The organism is Olivibacter sp. LS-1, from assembly GCF_008245145.1.
GTDB classification, from domain to species: domain Bacteria; phylum Bacteroidota; class Bacteroidia; order Sphingobacteriales; family Sphingobacteriaceae; genus Olivibacter; species Olivibacter oleidegradans.
In genome coordinates, this window is sequence record NZ_CP041643.1 from 2854727 (window position 1) to 2871592 (window position 16866).

General features: G+C 39.2%; 16 protein-coding genes. 8 read left to right on the forward strand and 8 right to left on the reverse strand.

The window, feature by feature from the left end:
- The first annotated feature begins 83 nt into the window (after positions 1 to 83).
- From FKG96_RS11515 to FKG96_RS11525, 3 genes are all read left to right on the forward strand, one after another.
- The gene (locus FKG96_RS11515; protein WP_013666086.1) at positions 84 to 956 is read left to right on the forward strand and encodes a LysR family transcriptional regulator; all 873 of its coding nucleotides are present in this window, start codon (positions 84 to 86) and stop codon (positions 954 to 956) included.
- A 270-nt stretch (positions 957 to 1226) separates the two neighbouring features.
- A complete protein-coding gene (locus FKG96_RS11520; protein WP_149105536.1) occupies positions 1227 to 2645 on the forward strand; it encodes a glycoside hydrolase family 125 protein in 1419 nt (472 codons plus the stop codon).
- A gap of 116 nt (positions 2646 to 2761) precedes the next feature.
- A complete protein-coding gene (locus FKG96_RS11525; RefSeq protein ID WP_149105537.1) occupies positions 2762 to 3082 on the forward strand; it encodes a cupin domain-containing protein in 321 nt (106 codons plus the stop codon).
- Here FKG96_RS11525 and FKG96_RS11530 read toward each other — a convergent pair.
- Positions 3079 to 3597, reverse strand: a complete 519-nt coding sequence (locus FKG96_RS11530; RefSeq protein ID WP_013666089.1) for a GNAT family N-acetyltransferase — start codon at positions 3595 to 3597, stop codon at positions 3079 to 3081. The two genes, FKG96_RS11525 and FKG96_RS11530, sit on opposite strands and share 4 nt — an antisense overlap.
- 181 nt (positions 3598 to 3778) lie before the next feature.
- On the opposite strand from FKG96_RS11530, the gene FKG96_RS11535 reads away from it, so the two are divergent.
- Genes FKG96_RS11535 through FKG96_RS11545 form a run of 3 tightly spaced genes read left to right on the forward strand, consistent with a single transcriptional unit; the run spans position 3779 to position 6309 of the window.
- On the forward strand, positions 3779 to 4150 hold the full coding sequence (locus FKG96_RS11535) for a GtrA family protein (protein WP_149105538.1): 372 nt from the start codon (positions 3779 to 3781) through the stop codon (positions 4148 to 4150).
- Between the two features lie 17 nt (positions 4151 to 4167).
- Entirely contained in the window at positions 4168 to 5838 is a 1671-nt protein-coding gene (locus tag FKG96_RS11540; protein WP_246860271.1) for a glycosyltransferase family 39 protein, read from the forward strand.
- A gap of 9 nt (positions 5839 to 5847) precedes the next feature.
- On the forward strand, positions 5848 to 6309 hold the full coding sequence (locus FKG96_RS11545) for a GNAT family N-acetyltransferase (RefSeq protein WP_130857611.1): 462 nt from the start codon (positions 5848 to 5850) through the stop codon (positions 6307 to 6309).
- Positions 6310 to 6341: 32 nt separating this feature from the next.
- On the opposite strand, the gene FKG96_RS11550 is transcribed toward FKG96_RS11545, so the two are convergent.
- The 7 genes from FKG96_RS11550 to FKG96_RS11580 all read right to left on the reverse strand — a co-directional run bounded on the left by FKG96_RS11550 (position 6342) and on the right by FKG96_RS11580 (position 14733).
- The gene (locus tag FKG96_RS11550) at positions 6342 to 6572 is read right to left on the reverse strand and encodes a 4a-hydroxytetrahydrobiopterin dehydratase (RefSeq protein ID WP_130857610.1); all 231 of its coding nucleotides are present in this window, start codon (positions 6570 to 6572) and stop codon (positions 6342 to 6344) included.
- 51 nt (positions 6573 to 6623) lie between these two features.
- On the reverse strand, positions 6624 to 8039 hold the full coding sequence (locus tag FKG96_RS11555) for an efflux transporter outer membrane subunit (RefSeq protein ID WP_130857609.1): 1416 nt from the start codon (positions 8037 to 8039) through the stop codon (positions 6624 to 6626).
- A 30-nt stretch (positions 8040 to 8069) separates the two neighbouring features.
- Entirely contained in the window at positions 8070 to 11267 is a 3198-nt protein-coding gene (locus FKG96_RS11560; RefSeq protein WP_130857608.1) for an efflux RND transporter permease subunit, read from the reverse strand.
- A gap of 2 nt (positions 11268 to 11269) precedes the next feature.
- Positions 11270 to 12487, reverse strand: a complete 1218-nt coding sequence (locus FKG96_RS11565; protein ID WP_130857607.1) for an efflux RND transporter periplasmic adaptor subunit — start codon at positions 12485 to 12487, stop codon at positions 11270 to 11272.
- Positions 12488 to 12590: 103 nt separating this feature from the next.
- On the reverse strand, positions 12591 to 13190 hold the full coding sequence (locus FKG96_RS11570) for a TetR/AcrR family transcriptional regulator (RefSeq protein ID WP_013666097.1): 600 nt from the start codon (positions 13188 to 13190) through the stop codon (positions 12591 to 12593).
- Positions 13191 to 13312: 122 nt separating this feature from the next.
- Positions 13313 to 13825: a C40 family peptidase gene (locus FKG96_RS11575; protein ID WP_149105539.1), complete on the reverse strand. Its 513-nt coding sequence runs from the start codon at positions 13823 to 13825 to the stop codon at positions 13313 to 13315.
- A gap of 5 nt (positions 13826 to 13830) precedes the next feature.
- Positions 13831 to 14733, reverse strand: a complete 903-nt coding sequence (locus FKG96_RS11580; RefSeq protein ID WP_130857604.1) for a PfkB family carbohydrate kinase — start codon at positions 14731 to 14733, stop codon at positions 13831 to 13833.
- Between the two features lie 263 nt (positions 14734 to 14996).
- Between FKG96_RS11580 and FKG96_RS11585 the strand changes: the two genes are divergently transcribed.
- Both FKG96_RS11585 and FKG96_RS11590 read left to right on the forward strand, forming a co-directional pair.
- Positions 14997 to 15545, forward strand: a complete 549-nt coding sequence (locus tag FKG96_RS11585; RefSeq protein ID WP_168204556.1) for an RNA polymerase sigma-70 factor — start codon at positions 14997 to 14999, stop codon at positions 15543 to 15545.
- Positions 15546 to 15578: 33 nt separating this feature from the next.
- Positions 15579 to 16730, forward strand: coding sequence for a FecR family protein (locus tag FKG96_RS11590; RefSeq protein ID WP_149105541.1), 1152 nt, complete (start codon positions 15579 to 15581; stop codon positions 16728 to 16730).
- The last annotated feature ends 136 nt before the right edge of the window (positions 16731 to 16866 follow it).

A 16866-nucleotide genomic window follows, 5' to 3' on the forward strand; every position in this document is an offset into this window, starting at 1 on the left:
GTTGTTTAGTAAGGCAAATCTATCAATCTGTTTTATGCTTTAAAAATACTATTTTTTATAATTATTGATACCTTTGAGGTATTATGGAGCTAAGGCATCTTGTATACTTTAAAACAGTCGCTGAACTTTTACATTTCAGTAAAGCAGCGGAACGTTTACACATTTCTCAACCACCGCTAACGAGGCAAATAAAAGAACTAGAGACAGAATTGGGTGTGCTACTGTTTCATCGAAATAATAAACGAGTTACCTTAACTGAAGCGGGACGTTACTTTTTAAATGAATGTGGAGAACTTATGCAGCGGCTTGAGCGAAGTAAGCAGCTGGTGAAACAAATACACGAATCGGTAAGCGGCGAGTTTCAGATCGGTTATATCAGTTCAACCCCATTAAGCGGCCTTGCTAAAATACTGCAACAATTACGAGTCGAATATCCATTGTTAAAAACGCGTCTATACGAACTTTCTACGGCAAAACAGATAAAAGCGCTAGAAGAAGGGAAGCTGGACGTCGGAATTCTTCGTGCACCCATTGACTCCATTCATCTAGCGGTAAAATCATTGTGGCAAGATCCCTTTGTACTTGTATGTGCTGATGATCATTTTGGTACACAAACGGAAGATTTAGCAAAGATTGATTTCATCTCTTATAATAGTCGTTATGCTCCGCACTATCATCAACAGTTTGTAGCTTGTTGCCACCGGATGGGCTTCGAACCGCAAGTCGTTCATGAATGTAATAATATGCACTCCATGCTGAGACTGGTGGAGCATGGACTTGGTATCGCTTTAGTTCCCGCGTCCATTAGAGGTCAGTACCCTTTTCTTCATGTAAAGTTTATTGAGTTAAAAGGTATCGCTGTGTATACAGAAATTGTTATGGCTTATCATCGCCGAACGGAACACCCCGCGTTGGAGAGCTTTAAAGAGTGCAGTAAGTTTTTAGCGGTCACTTAGCTGTTTATGAAGTTGTTGGACGAGAAACGTGGTAACGGTAGCACTAACAAGTCATTGAATGACTCGGTAAATGTTAACGGTGACTTTCCTGTCTTAACGAATCCCAGCGGCATGAGGGTTTGCTTTATAGCGGAATTTATAATATGTTTACGGCTGCTAAGCGATATAGAACAAAGGCAGAATCGGTTCGAAGCCGATTTACGGTTGAATAGAAGCGTAATATTCAGCAAATGTGTGGATCGAAATAATTTATAAATTCTATCATATACAATGGAAAGAAGAAGTTTTATCAAAAGTACCATGGCCCTTGGTGCTGGTTACTACTTAAGTAATAACTTTGCTTTTGCGCAGTCCGAGAATTTTCCGGAGGTAAGGGTGGCAGAAAATATGCGTAATTTTACCAGTGAAGCTGTTGAAAAGGTGATAAAAACTTTTCAGAATAAAGTGAAAAACAAGGAGCTTGCTTGGCTTTTCGGAAACTGTTTTCCTAACACCTTGGATACCACAGTGTTTTTTCAGTCGATCGACGGAATACCTGATACATACGTTATAACCGGGGATATCGACGCAATGTGGCTTAGGGATAGCAGTGCCCAAGTATGGCCATATTTAGCACTGGTGGAAGATGATAAACCATTGGCTGATCTTATCGCCGGCGTGATCAACAGACAAAGTCACTACATTTTAAAAGATCCATACGCTAATGCGTTTTACGACGATCCCGAAAAAGTTGGCGAGTGGGCAAAGGATAAAACTGATATGAAGCCAGGGGTACATGAACGCAAGTGGGAAATCGATTCGCTTTGCTATCCCATTCGTTTAGCGTATCACTACTGGAAAGCTACAAAAGACACCAAACCGTTTAATGATACGTGGAAACAGGCTATACAGAATATTCTAAAAACCTTTAAAGAACAACAACGAAAAGACGGAACAAGTCCTTATCATTTTGAAAGGGTAACAGGCCGTGCTACAGACACCCTACCTATGGACGGCTATGGATATCCGGTAAATCCTGTTGGACTAATCTGTTCATCGTTTCGTCCGAGTGACGATGCAACTGTACTTTCCTTTTTAATCCCGTCTAATTTCTTCGCTGTGGTCTCTTTGCGTCAGGCGGCAGAGATGTTAAAGGCGATTCATAACGATAACATTTTAGCCAAAGAGCTGACAACGCTTGCACAGGAAGTAGAAGACGCTTTAGCTAAACATGCAACTACGAAGCATCCAAAATATGGCGAAATATTCGTGTTTGAAACAGATGGTTACGGAGGACATTTATTAATGGATGATTCTAATATTCCGAGCCTTTTGTCCTTACCTTATTTGGGTGCGGTGAAAGCGGATGACCCACGTTATGTGAATACGCGTAAGTTTATTCTGTCTTCTGATAACCCTTTCTTTTATAAAGGAAGTGCAGGAGAAGGAGTGGGGGGACCACACATCGGTAAAGATATGATCTGGCCAATGAGTATTGTGATGCGTGCGTTGACGAGCTCTGATGACAAAGAGATTAAAGCCTGCATCCAAACACTACAAAAGTGCCATGGAGGCACTGGTTTCATGCACGAGTCGTACCACAAAGATGACCCGAAAAAATTCACCCGCTCGTGGTTCGCTTGGACAAACACTTTGTTTGGCGAATTGTTATGGGAAACCTTTGAGCGTAAAAAAAGCTTGTTGAGCTAAGGTTCAACTCTCTTTTTTTGTTGTAACTAAAATGTTTTAGTCGTTTCTGTAACAACTAAAACATTTTTAGTATACAATTAAATTACTTATTTTGGCATATCCCATTGTTAACTGTAATGTTCGATTTTAATAAAAAAAATGATTGGAAGGACGTAGGAGACGGAATCTTCCGGAAAATTCTGTCCTATAATAGCAAAATGATGATGGTTCGCGTACGTTTTGCAAAAGGAGCTATTGGTACCGTTCACCAGCATATCCACACACAATCTACTTTTGTTATCAGCGGGAAATTTGAGTTTAATATCGGAAATGAAAAGAAAGTCATCGAAGCAGGTGATACTTGTCTAATGCCATCAAATGTTTTACACGGCTGCAAATGTTTGGAAGAAGGTGAGTTACTGGATGTCTTTACGCCATTGAGGGAAGATTTTCTTTAAAAAGTTTCGTTATCCCCCTTTAATTTTTTGCTCATGATTTTGTCTTCCATTAAATATCCGGAACCGATGTCTATGTCTTCCGTCCCAATTAGTTCAAAACCTAATCGTGCATAAAATTTTTCCGCTTCATTGTGCTTGTTGACATTAAGTAATAATCTTTTATCGCCCTTGTTTAGCGCTATTTCTTCTACAGCCCTCATTAGTTTTTTTCCAACACCTTTGCCTTGTGCTTCCGGTAAGATGTAGATCTTATGGATTTTGGTTTGTAGCGCATTTTTGTAAGCTGATTCATAAGAAATAAAACCTAGACACTCGTTTTCTTCAGCTGCTAATAAAAAATGATGATTCAGTTCAGTCATTTGCCGTAATAACGATGTTGTACTATACATCATTTCGAGCATGTAACTTATTTGCTCAAAAGAAAGAATGCTACCGAAGGTTATCGGCCAAGTTTTATGAGCGATCTCTTGAATTATATGGATATCGTCGATTTTTGCTTTCGTAATATGTAACATGTGAGTCTTTTTCGCCCCGCAAAAATAAGTAAAATGCGGTTAATAGTCATATCTTAAAGAAACACCTGGTCGAAAGTAATCCGAATGTTAAATGCACGTTATCATTTCATTATGTTTTGTACTTTAACCGTTTTTCTTAATACTTTTTAATCCATAATTCTTTCTTTTATAAGATAATAAGATGTGGAAAGTTACAAAGTTTGCCATAACAGGTGGTGTTGGGTTCACTATAGACTTTTTGTTTACTTGGTTCTTTAGAGAACAGATCGGATTGAATCAGTATGCGGCCAACGGTATTGGTTTTTCGATGGCTGTGCTGAATAATTTTTACCTTAATAAATTTTGGACATTTAATAATAAAAGCAGTGTGAGCTTGCAATTCGGCTATTTTATTTTTTTCAGCTTGGTGGGATTAGCTTTAAACACGTTTCTTCTATTCTGTTTTGTTCATTACTGCAAGCTCAACTTCTATCTCAGCAAGTGCCTAGCTATCGGGTTGGTATTTATATGGAATTTTTTGGTAAATAATTTCATAACATTCAAAGATCAATAGACTTTTAAATAGTGTCAATGATGCATATATATCAGCGTGGATCGACTAATCTGGAAGAAAAAGCCTATTATATTGTAATATGGATTATCGCATTTATAAGCATTTTTAGTTTATTTGGAGGTGTGATGGAGCCGGATGGAGCGCTTTATGCATCCATTGCCAAAAATATGCTTCTTTATAATGATTGGTTGAATTTATATGTTAGGGGACAGGATTGGCTCGATAAACCACATCTTACTTTTTGGTTAGCTGCCAGCTCTTTTAAACTGCTGGGAATAAGTGGATTTGCTTATAAGCTTCCTTCTTTGCTCTTCGGGTGGCTTGGTTCTTATTACCTATATTTACTGGGGTCAAAACTTTATAAGAGAAGGATTGCCCTAATTGCAGTCGTTATGTTCATGACCGCCTTTCACGTTGTCATATCAAATTTTGATGTAAGAGCAGAGATTTACTTAACTACGTTTACCTTAGCGGCAGTTTTTCATTATTACATAGCTTATCGCTCGTTATCTTATCATGTCATTCCCGGTTCGTTCTTTTTGGCTTGCGGTATTATGGTAAAGGGCATTTTTGTAATCATTCCTGTTTTATCAGGTTTTATATGTTATTGGATAATTACCAAACAATATCGAGAATTCATCAAACTAAAATGGTGGCTCGCGCTTCTTTTAGTTGGCATTTTCATCCTACCCGAACTATACGCGCTGTACATTCAATTCGACATGCATCCTGAGAAAGTGATCTTTAATCAACAAAATGTTTCAGGTATCCGCTTTTTCCTTTGGGATAGTCAGTTTGGACGGTTTTTTAATACAGGGCCTATAAAAGGGAAGGGGGATGTCAGTTTTTTTCTCCATACTACTTTATGGGCCTTTTTACCTTGGAGCGTGATCTTTTATATAGCGGTGTTTAACAAGCTGAAGAAGCGGTCAATTATAGGAAAAAAGAAAGCGACTACTTTAATAATTAACAGCAATGCGCTCGTAGCTTTTCTTCTTTTTTCTTTTTCTGAGTTTCAATTGCCGCATTATATCATTATTGTTTTTCCTCATTTCGCACTCTTTACTGCTTCTTATTTATCTTCCTTGAAGCACAAGAAACTGAAAGCAATTTCTATCATACAACAGGTCATTTTTGTCTTAGTATTAGTGCTTTTAATCATGATTGCATTCGTGTTCGACGTGCCATTTAAGTTCTTATTTGTTGTTTTAGCTCTGCTTACCGGAACGATTGCCTATATCCTGTTTTTTCGGGTTAGTGTACGGAACTTAGTTTGTCTAAGTGCCGTGTCAGCGGTCATCTTTATGCTATTTGCTTATGCTTTTTTTTATCCGACTTTATTGCGTTATCAAGCGGGTATGGTCGCTGGTAGATGGTTGCAAAATCATCATCCAAATGGGCCAGTGAAAAGTTACCTTGGACATCGCTTTTCCTTCGATTTTTATGCACCTACTAAAGTGGAATATGTAGACGATATTTCCCAGCTTAAATCGAAAAGCGACAATAAGCAAATCGTTTTTCTTCCTACTACTAATGTACCCGATTTGACATCAAAATACCAGGTTAAGATACTCAAGAATTTCAGCGATTATCATATCACGAAATTGAAATGGGGTTTTCTCAATCACAAAACAAGGGAAAAGACGTTAACGAGCTTTTCCTTGGTGGAACTTCGCAAGATTCAGTAAGTTTGCTTTATGGATACCAATATGTTTGTAGAATTGACTGTTGTAAATGGCAATTACCCTTGGGACCTGCTAATGCTGGCAGATCCAAGTAAGTCAGCAATTGAAAAGTATCTATACGACAGCGATTGTTATATTGCCCGGTGTAATGAAGTTGTCATAGGTGTAGCGGTCATAAAATCACAAGATTCGGAAGTTTATGAACTTATGAATATAGCAGTTTTTCCTGCGTACCAAAATAGGGGATATGGGAGCCAAATTTTAAACTCGCTTATAGAAATTTTAAAAAATAAGCAAGCCAATGTATTGGAAGTAGGGACAGGGTCTTTTGGATATCAACTGAAATTCTATCAAAAATTTGGTTTTAGGGTAGACCAAATTAAAACAAACTTTTTCTTAGATAACTATAGTGAACCAATTTTTGAAGATGGGCTACAACATAAGGATATGTTAATACTGCGTTTAACGCTATAAAGGATGCCTACAATAGCGTAGGCATCCTTTATCTAAACAACCTTATCAATTGCTGCGGCCAATTTCCGATCTTTTTCAGTTATAACATTTCCTTGATCATGTGTTGAAAGCCAAATTTCAACTTTATTCCATTCGTTGGTCCATTTCGGATGATGGTTGGACGATTCTGCAAGCAAAGCTACCTTTGTCATAAAAGCAAAGGCATCCGAAAAGTCTTTAAACTCGAACCGTTTATATAAACTATTGTTTTCTTCTTTCCACATAATCAACGTTTTAGCTGATAAACAATCCGAATTGATGTTTTGTTTGGCTAATTACCACCCACCACCTAAAGATCGATATAGCTCTACCATCGCAACTAATTGAGCCTTTTTTATTTGTGCTAGTTCAAGTTCGCTTTGTAGCACATTACTTTGAGCGGTAATAACCTCAAGATAGTTTGCCATGCCTGTATTGAATAATAAGTCTGCATTGTGAATGGCGCTTTGTAGTTTATTAGTACGATTCAAGGCAATGGATTGCTTTTCTTGCAGCTTGTTGAGTGCAATCAGTGCATCGGAAACTTCTCCTACTGCGGTAATCACTGATTGTCTAAACTGGATAACGCTTTTCTCATGATTAATAGCGGCCAACTCGTAATTTGTTTTTAGCTGTCGCCGTTGTAAGATTGGTTGCGCAATTCCACCGGCAACTGTTCCAAAAACAGATGCTGGAATATTAAACCAATTACTCGCTTTAAAGGAGTTAACACCCGCTTGTGCACTAATCGTTAACGAGGGATACATACTTGCTCTTGCATACCGTTGGTTGGCACGTGCGGCCATAACGGCCAATTCTGCTTGCTTCACATCCGGCCGTCTACTTAGCAATAGGGAAGGGACGCCGGTATTGATTTTTTCCGGAATTTGGATATCGTCCAAGGTACTTTGCGTAGCTATACCTTCCGGTAGTTTACCACTTAAAATGCTCAGCGCGTTTTCCTGTATATTAATCTGTTGTTCAAAATCGGGAATCAATGACGCTGCCGCTAAGCGCTGTGCTTCTGCCTGTTCTAAGCCTAAAAGCGTAATCTCGCCTACATCGTATTGCTGTTTGATAATATTTAAGGTACTATCGTTCAAGGCAAGATTTTGCCGTGCAATTTTTAATTGTTCCTGCAACATAAGCAAGTTATAATAGCCCTGTGCTACATAAGAAACAATTTGTGTTTGAACCGCTTTTTTCGCCTCCTCTGTTTGCAGATAAGATGCAAGGGCTTCCGCTTTTTGGTTCTTTATTTTGCCCCATATATCAGCTTCCCATGAGAGTGCTAGCGTCGCATTATAATCCTCTATATGGTTAGTTTTCAGAAACTGATTCAAGCTGACGCCATTTAAGCTGTTGTTAGATGGATTGGTACTGTTGGCACCCACCTGTAGACTAACATTCGGTATATATCCAGCTTTTGCTTGCTTCAACGTAGCCTGCGCGGCATCGATATTTTTTATGGCCAACTGCAAGTCCATATTGTGGGCGATAGCCGTATCAATTAACGTCTGCAAAGTCACATCATTAAAAAAATCACGCCATGGAATGAAAGCTATACTGGTTGAATCATCCGATGGCACTTCAGCATTTCGGAAGTTGGCAGGGACGGGGGCTTCGGTTTGAATGGCCTTGTCCGTTGTTTTGCAGGCGAAGAAGAATGCCTGCAAAACAAGAATTATAAGGAGATTTGATTTACTGTTCATTGTTTAGAATATTGTTATCCTTTATGATTATTAACTTAAAGGAATGGTATCGGCTACTGCTTCCTTATTCTGCTGATCATTCGAGTCACGTGGTATGACGCTTGGCTTGCCCGATACTCGCTCTTGCAAAGCTTGGAAGACAATGAAGAGGACGGGAATAATAAAGAGTCCCAAGATAACGCCTGACAACATCCCGCCGGCCGCGCCGATACTGATTGAGTGATTTCCCTGAGCTGAAGGTCCATTCGCACTCATCATCGGTATCATACCGACTACGAAGGCTAGTGAGGTCATGATAATAGGCCTCAACCTTAATTGAGCAGCTTCTAAAGCTGCCTGGCCGATTGGTTTACCTGTTTTACGGCCTTGTACGGCGAACTCCACAATCAATATGGCGTTTTTGGCCAATAAACCGATAAGCATAACCAAAGCTACCTGTACATAAATATTGTTAGCGATACCAGTCATACCAATCGCTGCAAATACACCAAAAATACCTGTAGGAATCGATAAAATAACAGCTAGAGGAAGGATATAACTTTCATATTGGGCGGCAAGTAAGAAATATACAAACACCAAACATAAAAGGAAAATAATGGTAGACTGTCCTCCGGATGTTATTTCCTCTTTGGTCATCCCTGAAAACTCATAGGAAAAACCGGAAGGAAGATACTGTTTAGCCACTTCTTCTACTGCTCTAATAGCATCACCGGAACTGAAGCCGGGATTCGGCATAGCATTAATACCGATGGAATTAAATAAGTTGTAACGAGAAGCAGTTTCCGGTCCGTATACCCTGTTCAATTTAACCAAGGTATTAATCGGCACCATTTCACCCATTCTGTTCTTTACAAAAATTCCGTCCATAGATGAAGGTTCTGCTCTTTCAGTTTTATCGGCCTGAACCATAACACGGTAATATTTTCCAAATCGATTGAAGTCGGATGCCTGTGAGCTTCCGAAATAGGCCTGCATGGTTTGCAAGATATCTCTCGTGCTCACGCTTAATTGTTCGGCCTTTACATCGTCCACTTGCAGTTCATATTGTGGGTAATCGGCGCGGAAAGTAGTAAAGGCAACCATGATTTCCGGACGTTTCATCAACTCTCCGATAAAGGTTTGTCCTACTTGACCGAATTTGTCTAATTTGCCTCCTGTCCGGTCTTGTAGTACCATGTCCAAACCGTCAACATTACTGAAACCGGGAACGGTAGGAAAAGTAAATACGAAGAAGTTAGCACCTTTTATAGCAGCTAGTTTTTGACTAACTACGCCCATAATGTCATTGATATCCTTTACTTGTCCGCGCTCTTCATGGGGCTTTAACAAAATAAAAGCAACTCCTGAAGACGGACTTGTTGCTTGGGTTAAGATATTAAATCCTGAAATGATATTAAGCGTCTTTGTAAAGGGTGTATTTTGCAAGTGCTGCTCAGCTTCTTTCAAAGCATTTGTAGTACGTTCTAAAGAAGCACCTACAGGCATAGAAAGGGAGATGGCTATAAATCCTTGATCTTCTGAAGGTATAAATCCTGTAGGTGTTCTTCTAATCATGAAAATGGTTACTACCAAAAGCGCTGCTAAACCCGCCATACTAAACCATTTATAACGCACCAAAAAACGTAAACTACCAACGTAATTTTTCGTTAGTCTGTCAAAGCTAGTATTGAAGCCTACAAAGAATTTATCTTTGAAGCTTAGTTGTTGTTTCTTCTCTCCGTGATGAGTTGTATCCTTCAAGAAAAGCGCACATAAAGCAGGGCTAAGTGTTAAGGCATTAATTGCGGATAGCACGATAGCAATCGCTAATGTGAAGGCAAATTGCCTATAGAATACGCCGGTTGACCCCTCCATAAAACCAATAGGTAAAAATACCGCAGACATTACTAATGTAATCGATATGATGGCTCCCGTAATCTCACTCATCGCGGAGGTGGTGGCTATTTTGGGTGGTAAATGCTGGTGCTCCATTTTCGCATGGACAGCTTCTACCACTACAATCGCATCATCCACCACAATCCCGATTGCAAGCACCAGCGCAAAGAGTGTCAGTAGATTAATGGAGAAGCCGAATAACTGCATGAAGAAGAACGTTCCGATAATAGCTACCGGTACTGCAATAGCAGGAATAAGCGTCGATCTAAAATCCTGTAAGAAGATAAAAACCACTAAGAACACCAAAACAAACGCTTCGATCAGTGTATGTTTCACCTGATCGATGGATTGATCCAATGAATCCTTTGTGTTGTACAGTACCAAATACTTCACGCCTTTAGGAAAATCTTTTGCCGCTTTCTCCATAAATTCTTGAATGGCGATCTGTATTTCGTTGGCATTAGAGCCTGCCAATTGCATCACACCGATATTGAGGCCTGCTTTTCCGTTAATACGTGTATGGCTGGCATAAGTATATGCACCTAGTTCAATTCGTGCTACATCTTTAAGTCTGAGCACAGAACCATCTGCATTAGCGCGTATAATGATATTCTCATAATCGCTAGGTTGATTGAGCTTACCTTTATATTTTATAACGAATTCAAAGGCTTCGCTGCTACTTTCACCAAATTTTCCCGGTGCAGCTTCCACGTTCTTATCCTGTATAGCAGCCATCACTTCAGCGGGCGTCAGCTTGTAACTGGCCATTTGATTTGGATTCAGCCAAACACGCATCGAATAATCTTTACTACCACCGAATACTAAGGCCTGACCTACGCCAGGTATACGTTTTAATTCCGGGATAATATTGATCTGCGCATAGTTCGTCATAAACGTTTGGTCATAGGTCCCTTCATCCTCTGTATAAAGGTCTAACACCATGATTAAACTGTTCTGCTGCTTCGCCGTGGTAATACCTGCTTGAACAACTTCAGCCGGTAATTGACTGGTGGCCTGTGCAACCCTGTTTTGAACATTGACGGCTGCTTGATCCGGATCAGTACCTAGTTTAAAATATACGGTAATCATTAACGATCCGTCATTGCTGGCAGTTGAGCTCATGTAGCTCATATTTTCGACACCATTGATCGATTCTTCCAACGAAGGGGCCACTGCCCGAAGAACTGTTTCGGCATTGGCGCCGGGATAAAGGGCCGTTACCTGTACGGCAGGTGGAGCAATATCGGGAAACTGTTGCAAAGGGAGTTTCACAATCCCGATTATTCCAAGAATTACGAGTAGTATGGATATAACCGTAGCTAATACCGGTCTTTCAATAAATCTCTTTAACATGATTATTTGTTATATGCTGTTAACTTAAGACTGTCTGCACTCAATTTCTGAGGGGCGATCACTTGTCCCTCCTGTAATAAGTCCATGCCTTTGTATACAATGTTTTGGCCGTTTTTAAGGCCGCTTTTTACGAGATAGTTGGCACCGCTCTTACCTACCACCTGAATGGCCTGTTTGTTCACTTTGTTACTATCGTTCACGGTGTAGACGAAAATTTTATCCTGCATTTCCAAGGTCGCCATTTGTGGCACCAGCAATACTTTGGAATGCTGTTTACCTAATCGAATTTTACCGGTATTTCCTGAACGAAGTAATCCTTCTTTATTTGGGAAGGTCGCCCTTAAGGTAATAGCTCCCGTGTTTTTATCGAACTGGCCGTCTACCATATCGATTTTTCCTGGCTGCCCATAGGCTGTCTGATCAGATAATACAAGGGTTACAGGAGGCAAGTTCTTTATCTTTTCTTCCAATGTAACACCTTCGAAATTGTTTTTAAAGTCTACAAAATCGTTCTCGCCTAAAGCGAAATATACATGAAGCTCGTGGATATCGGATAATTCAGTAAGCGCCTGTGCATCCGCCGGACTTACCAAGCTTCCTTGTTTTTTTAACAAACGTCCGATGTAACCTTCAACAGGAGCGGTAATAAGCGTATATCCCAAATTAATTTTTGCGCTTTCTACCCCGGCCTTTGCTTGCTGTAAATTGGCTTTAGCACCATTTCTGGCAGCAATGGCTGTTTTCAATTGAAAATCTGCTAATACTTTGTTGTTGACTAATCTGGTTTTTTTCTCAACCTCGAGTTCTGCATTTTCCAAAGCGGCTTCTGCGGCATGAAGATTAGCTATGGCCTGATTCAATTGTTCACGATAAGGGCGATCGTTGATCTTAAATAGCGGTTGCCCCTTTTTCACTTTTGCACCTTCATCTACATAAATCGCGTCAAGCGTTCCTTCTACTTGAGGCCGTACCTCTACGTTGACGGTTCCTTCAATAGAAGCAGGATATTCCTGAAAAACGGTCTCTTCACCAGAATTAATAGTAATTACAGGCAACGATGGAGGAGGCGGAGCCCCTTGTTGTTGCTGTCCGGAAGAACAACTATATAAAAAAATAGATGATGCTATGATGGCAAGTCTATTTACGTTATTAAATAACTTAACAACGTTAAATAACGGGTTAAAAGTTTCAAACGTCATGGTGGAAAATAGATGTTTCATTTTATTTATATATGTATAATATTTACAAATGTCCGGAGAGTGCTTTCTCCTTTTTAACAGTGTTAAATGATTTACGATTGTTATTTAATGAGTAAAAAAAAAATTAATCGACTAACGATCGGGTTATGCCATATATGGCATCTTTAAGGACTTGTTGATTTGTTTCTTCTCCATTTCCTTTATTTACCATATTAATAGAAATCAAACCATGTATAATAGACCAATAGGTAAAATATTTTCTGCAAACCATGTCGTCATCAGGTTGTTTCGCTTTCATGATCTCTTTGATAACATCACTGATGAGTACCGCATGTGAGTCGAAACATCGAAACGTCTTTTCCATTTCGCAACATTGGGTTCCAACCCCGTACATAAGCTGATAAAGCTCTTTCTCCTCAAAAGCAAAATCCCAGTATGTTAGCCACATGGCTTCAATCTGTTTCTCTAAGTCAACTTCTTGATCCCTTGCTTCTCTTACCCTTTTTGCTAACATAAAATACCCTCTACCGGCAAGTTCTGTTAAGATAGCTTCTTTATTAGCAAAATATTCATATATCATTGGGGCTGTATACTCTATTATATCAGCGATTTTACGCATACTCAACGCTTGCCATCCTTCTTCTTTAACTATTTGGAGCGATGCGTCAAGAATTTTTACTCTATTTTCATCTTTCAACCGCTGAATACGCTCTTTACTTCCCATGTCTTAACCCCCTAAAGTTATTTAACAGTGTTAGGCAAACTTCGATATTATTTGTGAATTTTAATGACATGAAATTGTCATTAATTATAACGTGTTGATTTGTAGAGTATTTTAGCATATTTTTATAATATTAAACGAACAATTTTTACAAATCGTTTTTGATAGCGATTATCAAGTAGTGTTTCCGTTACACAACGTATCTTGCCTGAAGAGGCATGAATAAAACGTAGAGGTTCCCCTTTATCGGATATGACAATACCTATGTGACCTATTGACTTTACCTTTGGATTAGTACCTCTAAATAAAATGACATCACCGGCTTGCGCTTCAGTGAGTGGTACTTGTCTTCCCTTGCTGTTAAAAGCAGCTGAGCTACGAGGAACAAGAAAGTGGAAATTACTAAAAACATAATTGACAAAACCTGAACAATCAAAACCTTTTTGTGGGCTGCTACCGCCAAATCTATAAGGCACGCCCAAAAACTGTTTGGCAAAAGCTACGATAGCTGCGGGTGTTATTTCTTGGCGTGTGGTGTAAAAGGAGTAGACCGATTGTTTTTTATCACCTTGCCTTGCTTCAGAAGGAAGGCACAAAGAGAAACTTAGCAATATGGTTAGACAAAGAGGCTTGTTCATAATAACTAGCTAAATTGTAGCCTGTCATAAAAAACCTGTCTGTTATTTGTCAACACGTGCTGTATTTCTTCGCTAGTTCCCATAAAAGGTCCTGAACCTTGAATTTTGATTGTCGACATAGCCGCAGCAAATTTTCCGGATTCTTCCAACGTGCCTCCCTTAATTTTCTTGGATAAATAACCGGCCATATAGGTGTCTCCACATCCGGTAGCATCCGTTACTTGAGAAGGAACATATGCAGGAATGGTATAAAATGTATTTTCTTTGTAAAGAACCGATCCCAAACTGCCTAAGGTAATAACCACCTCTTTGACACCATGGTCGGCCAAAATTTTTGTGCCACTATAGATATCTGAGGTACCTGTAAGCGCTTCCATTTCAAATTCATTGGCTTTTAAAATATCTATGTGTGGAAGAGCCTCTTTCTTATCACGCCAGTCGGCATAGTAAACTTGGTAATTTCTTACGATGCGCAGATAACCCTGAACGTCCAGGGAAACCATTCCCTTTTTTGAAAGAAATTTGATGACTTCTACAGGGATATCATTCGTTAGTAAGGGGCCTAAGTGGAAAATCTTAGCCTCTACATCTACTAAGTGCTCAACCGTGAATGGATCGGCCTCCTGTAAGACTCGTTGCGTACGATGATCCTGATTTTCATTGTATATATTTTCAAAGTAAACAGTCTTTTTCGTCGGAACGGTTTTTATCGACAAACCTTTGTCTTGCAGCGCATCGACGATATACTTCTCTGAATCAGCCACGGCAGTAACCAATGAAAAGGCAATATCCATGTTCCTAATGGCATTTGAAAAGTAAAAGGAAGTTCCTCCTGGCATATTTTTGGCAGCATTGCTCGTAACAACCTTGTCTAAAGTAATATGCCCTATACAACAAATATCAAACATGTTTTTACACTCAAATTATTCGTATGGAATAGCATTCGACAAATTCCAAATGCTGACAAAGGTAATTATTCGCTAAAATAATCAGCTATTTTTTTGGTAAATAAGTTGACACGTAAATACAGCGGATGGGTGTAGCCATAAACGAACGACCGATTTCCGGTTTGTTTATTGGAAAAAAAACATTAGTTTCGTCCTAGATAAAGCCAAGGTTATAAACCATTTTGATGGTCTTCCTTAAATCCAAGCCTAACGAATCAAATTTGATGGAAGCAAAAAGTGACATGCAGCTGCTTGTTGGGATTCGAAACCGGAATTCAACCGCATTTGACGAATTGTTCCATAAGTATTACAAACTACTTTGTGGCTATGCTTATTTGTACCTGAAGGAAGAAGAGGAGTCGAAGGATATTGTACAAAATTTATTTATAGAACTATGGGAAAAGAAGCGTTTTGATAAGCTTAATGGCGATGTTAAAAGCTATCTCTATCGTGCAGTACGTAATAGGTGTTTGAACTATTTACGGAATACAGAAACAAGAGCTCGAAAACAATCAGACTATGAGAAACTGAGTGAAGACAATTACCAGATGCAAGATAAGGAAATGTTCGAGCAGATTTATAAAAAATTGGAAGCTAATCTGAACGACTTACCAAGGCAAAGAAAAGAGGCCATCAGCTTGGTTTATTTGCACGATAAGAAATACCAAGATGTTGCCGAAACAATGGGAATAAGTATTAATTCGTTGAAAACTCATTTAAAAATCGGCTTAAAAAATTTGCGTGAAAAACTAAAAAAAACTACTAAATATTAACCTGAATTTGTTTTATCCGTGTATTAGTAAAAAATGGTAAGCGAAGAATATATACGAAGGCTCTATGTGGAGAAAACAATGGGAGTAATCAGTGATGATGACGACCGTTGGTTACAGGAGGAGCTATTGCAACATCCGGAGAGCCTGGAATTATGGAAAAAGCTAGAAAATGATTTGGATACGAATGGCCTGAGGCTATTTACGGATAAAATAGATATTTCGAAAGACTTAGCTACAGTAAGAAGTCATTTAAGTGAGCAATCAATCTCGATTTCAAAAAGAAGAAGGTTGTCGTATGCCGCGACTGCCATTTTACTGCTGGCTGGTGGTATTTTTTTCTCTTTATATCTAGTTAATAAGGACAAGACGGATGCCGCTTTGTTAGTAAATGGCGGACAACAGAAAGCGGACACGAATCAGGTACAGTTATTGGTGGGCGACCAAGAAGAAGTGGTAACGTTGGATGATGGTCACACCATCTTGAATGTAGCAGGGCAACAAGTGCGGAAAGAAGGCGAAATGTTGATTTACAATAAAGATATCGCAGGCAGTAAAACAAATACTTTAGTGGTACCACCAACAAAAGACTATAAACTTGTACTGGCTGATGGTACAAAAGTTTGGCTAAATTCTTCATCCGAGTTAAAGTTTCCAATGACGTTCTCCGGAAATTCCAGGGAAGTCTATTTAAAAGGTGAGGCTTACTTCGAAATCGCCGAAAAGGCCGATCAGCCGTTTATTGTGCATACAGATAAAGCAAAGGTGAATGTGTTGGGCACCAAATTCAATTTAAATGCCTATGCTGAAGATCATGTCATAACGGCTCTTCTCCAAGGTAAGGTGCAAATGGAAAGCCCAAATGGTACTAGTTTATTACTTTCTCCCGGACTGAGCGGACGCTATAGTAAGAAGAGCGGTTTTTCACAGGAAAAATTTGATCCCCTTACTGTACTGAGTTGGAAAGAAGGTGTTTATTATTTTCATGGAACCACCTTGTTGGAAATCAGTGAAATGATCAATCGTTGGTTTGATTTACCGGTAAATTTTGAGAATGGTGAACTGAAACATATTCGTATTAGTGGTTTACTTGATAAGAAAGATCTAAAGGGCTTTTTGCATGATTTGAATACGACAGCGGGTGTGCGTGCTATGGTAATAGATGGTACCTTACATTTTAGACTTTAAACAATAGGCTTTACGCGATAAGCAGTAGGATAGATTACTTTATTACATTCAACTACTTCGCTACTTAACGATCTTCGAAGTGAAACGGGAGTTTGTTAATAGAGAATAGCTCTTATTTTCTGATCATTATTTCCAA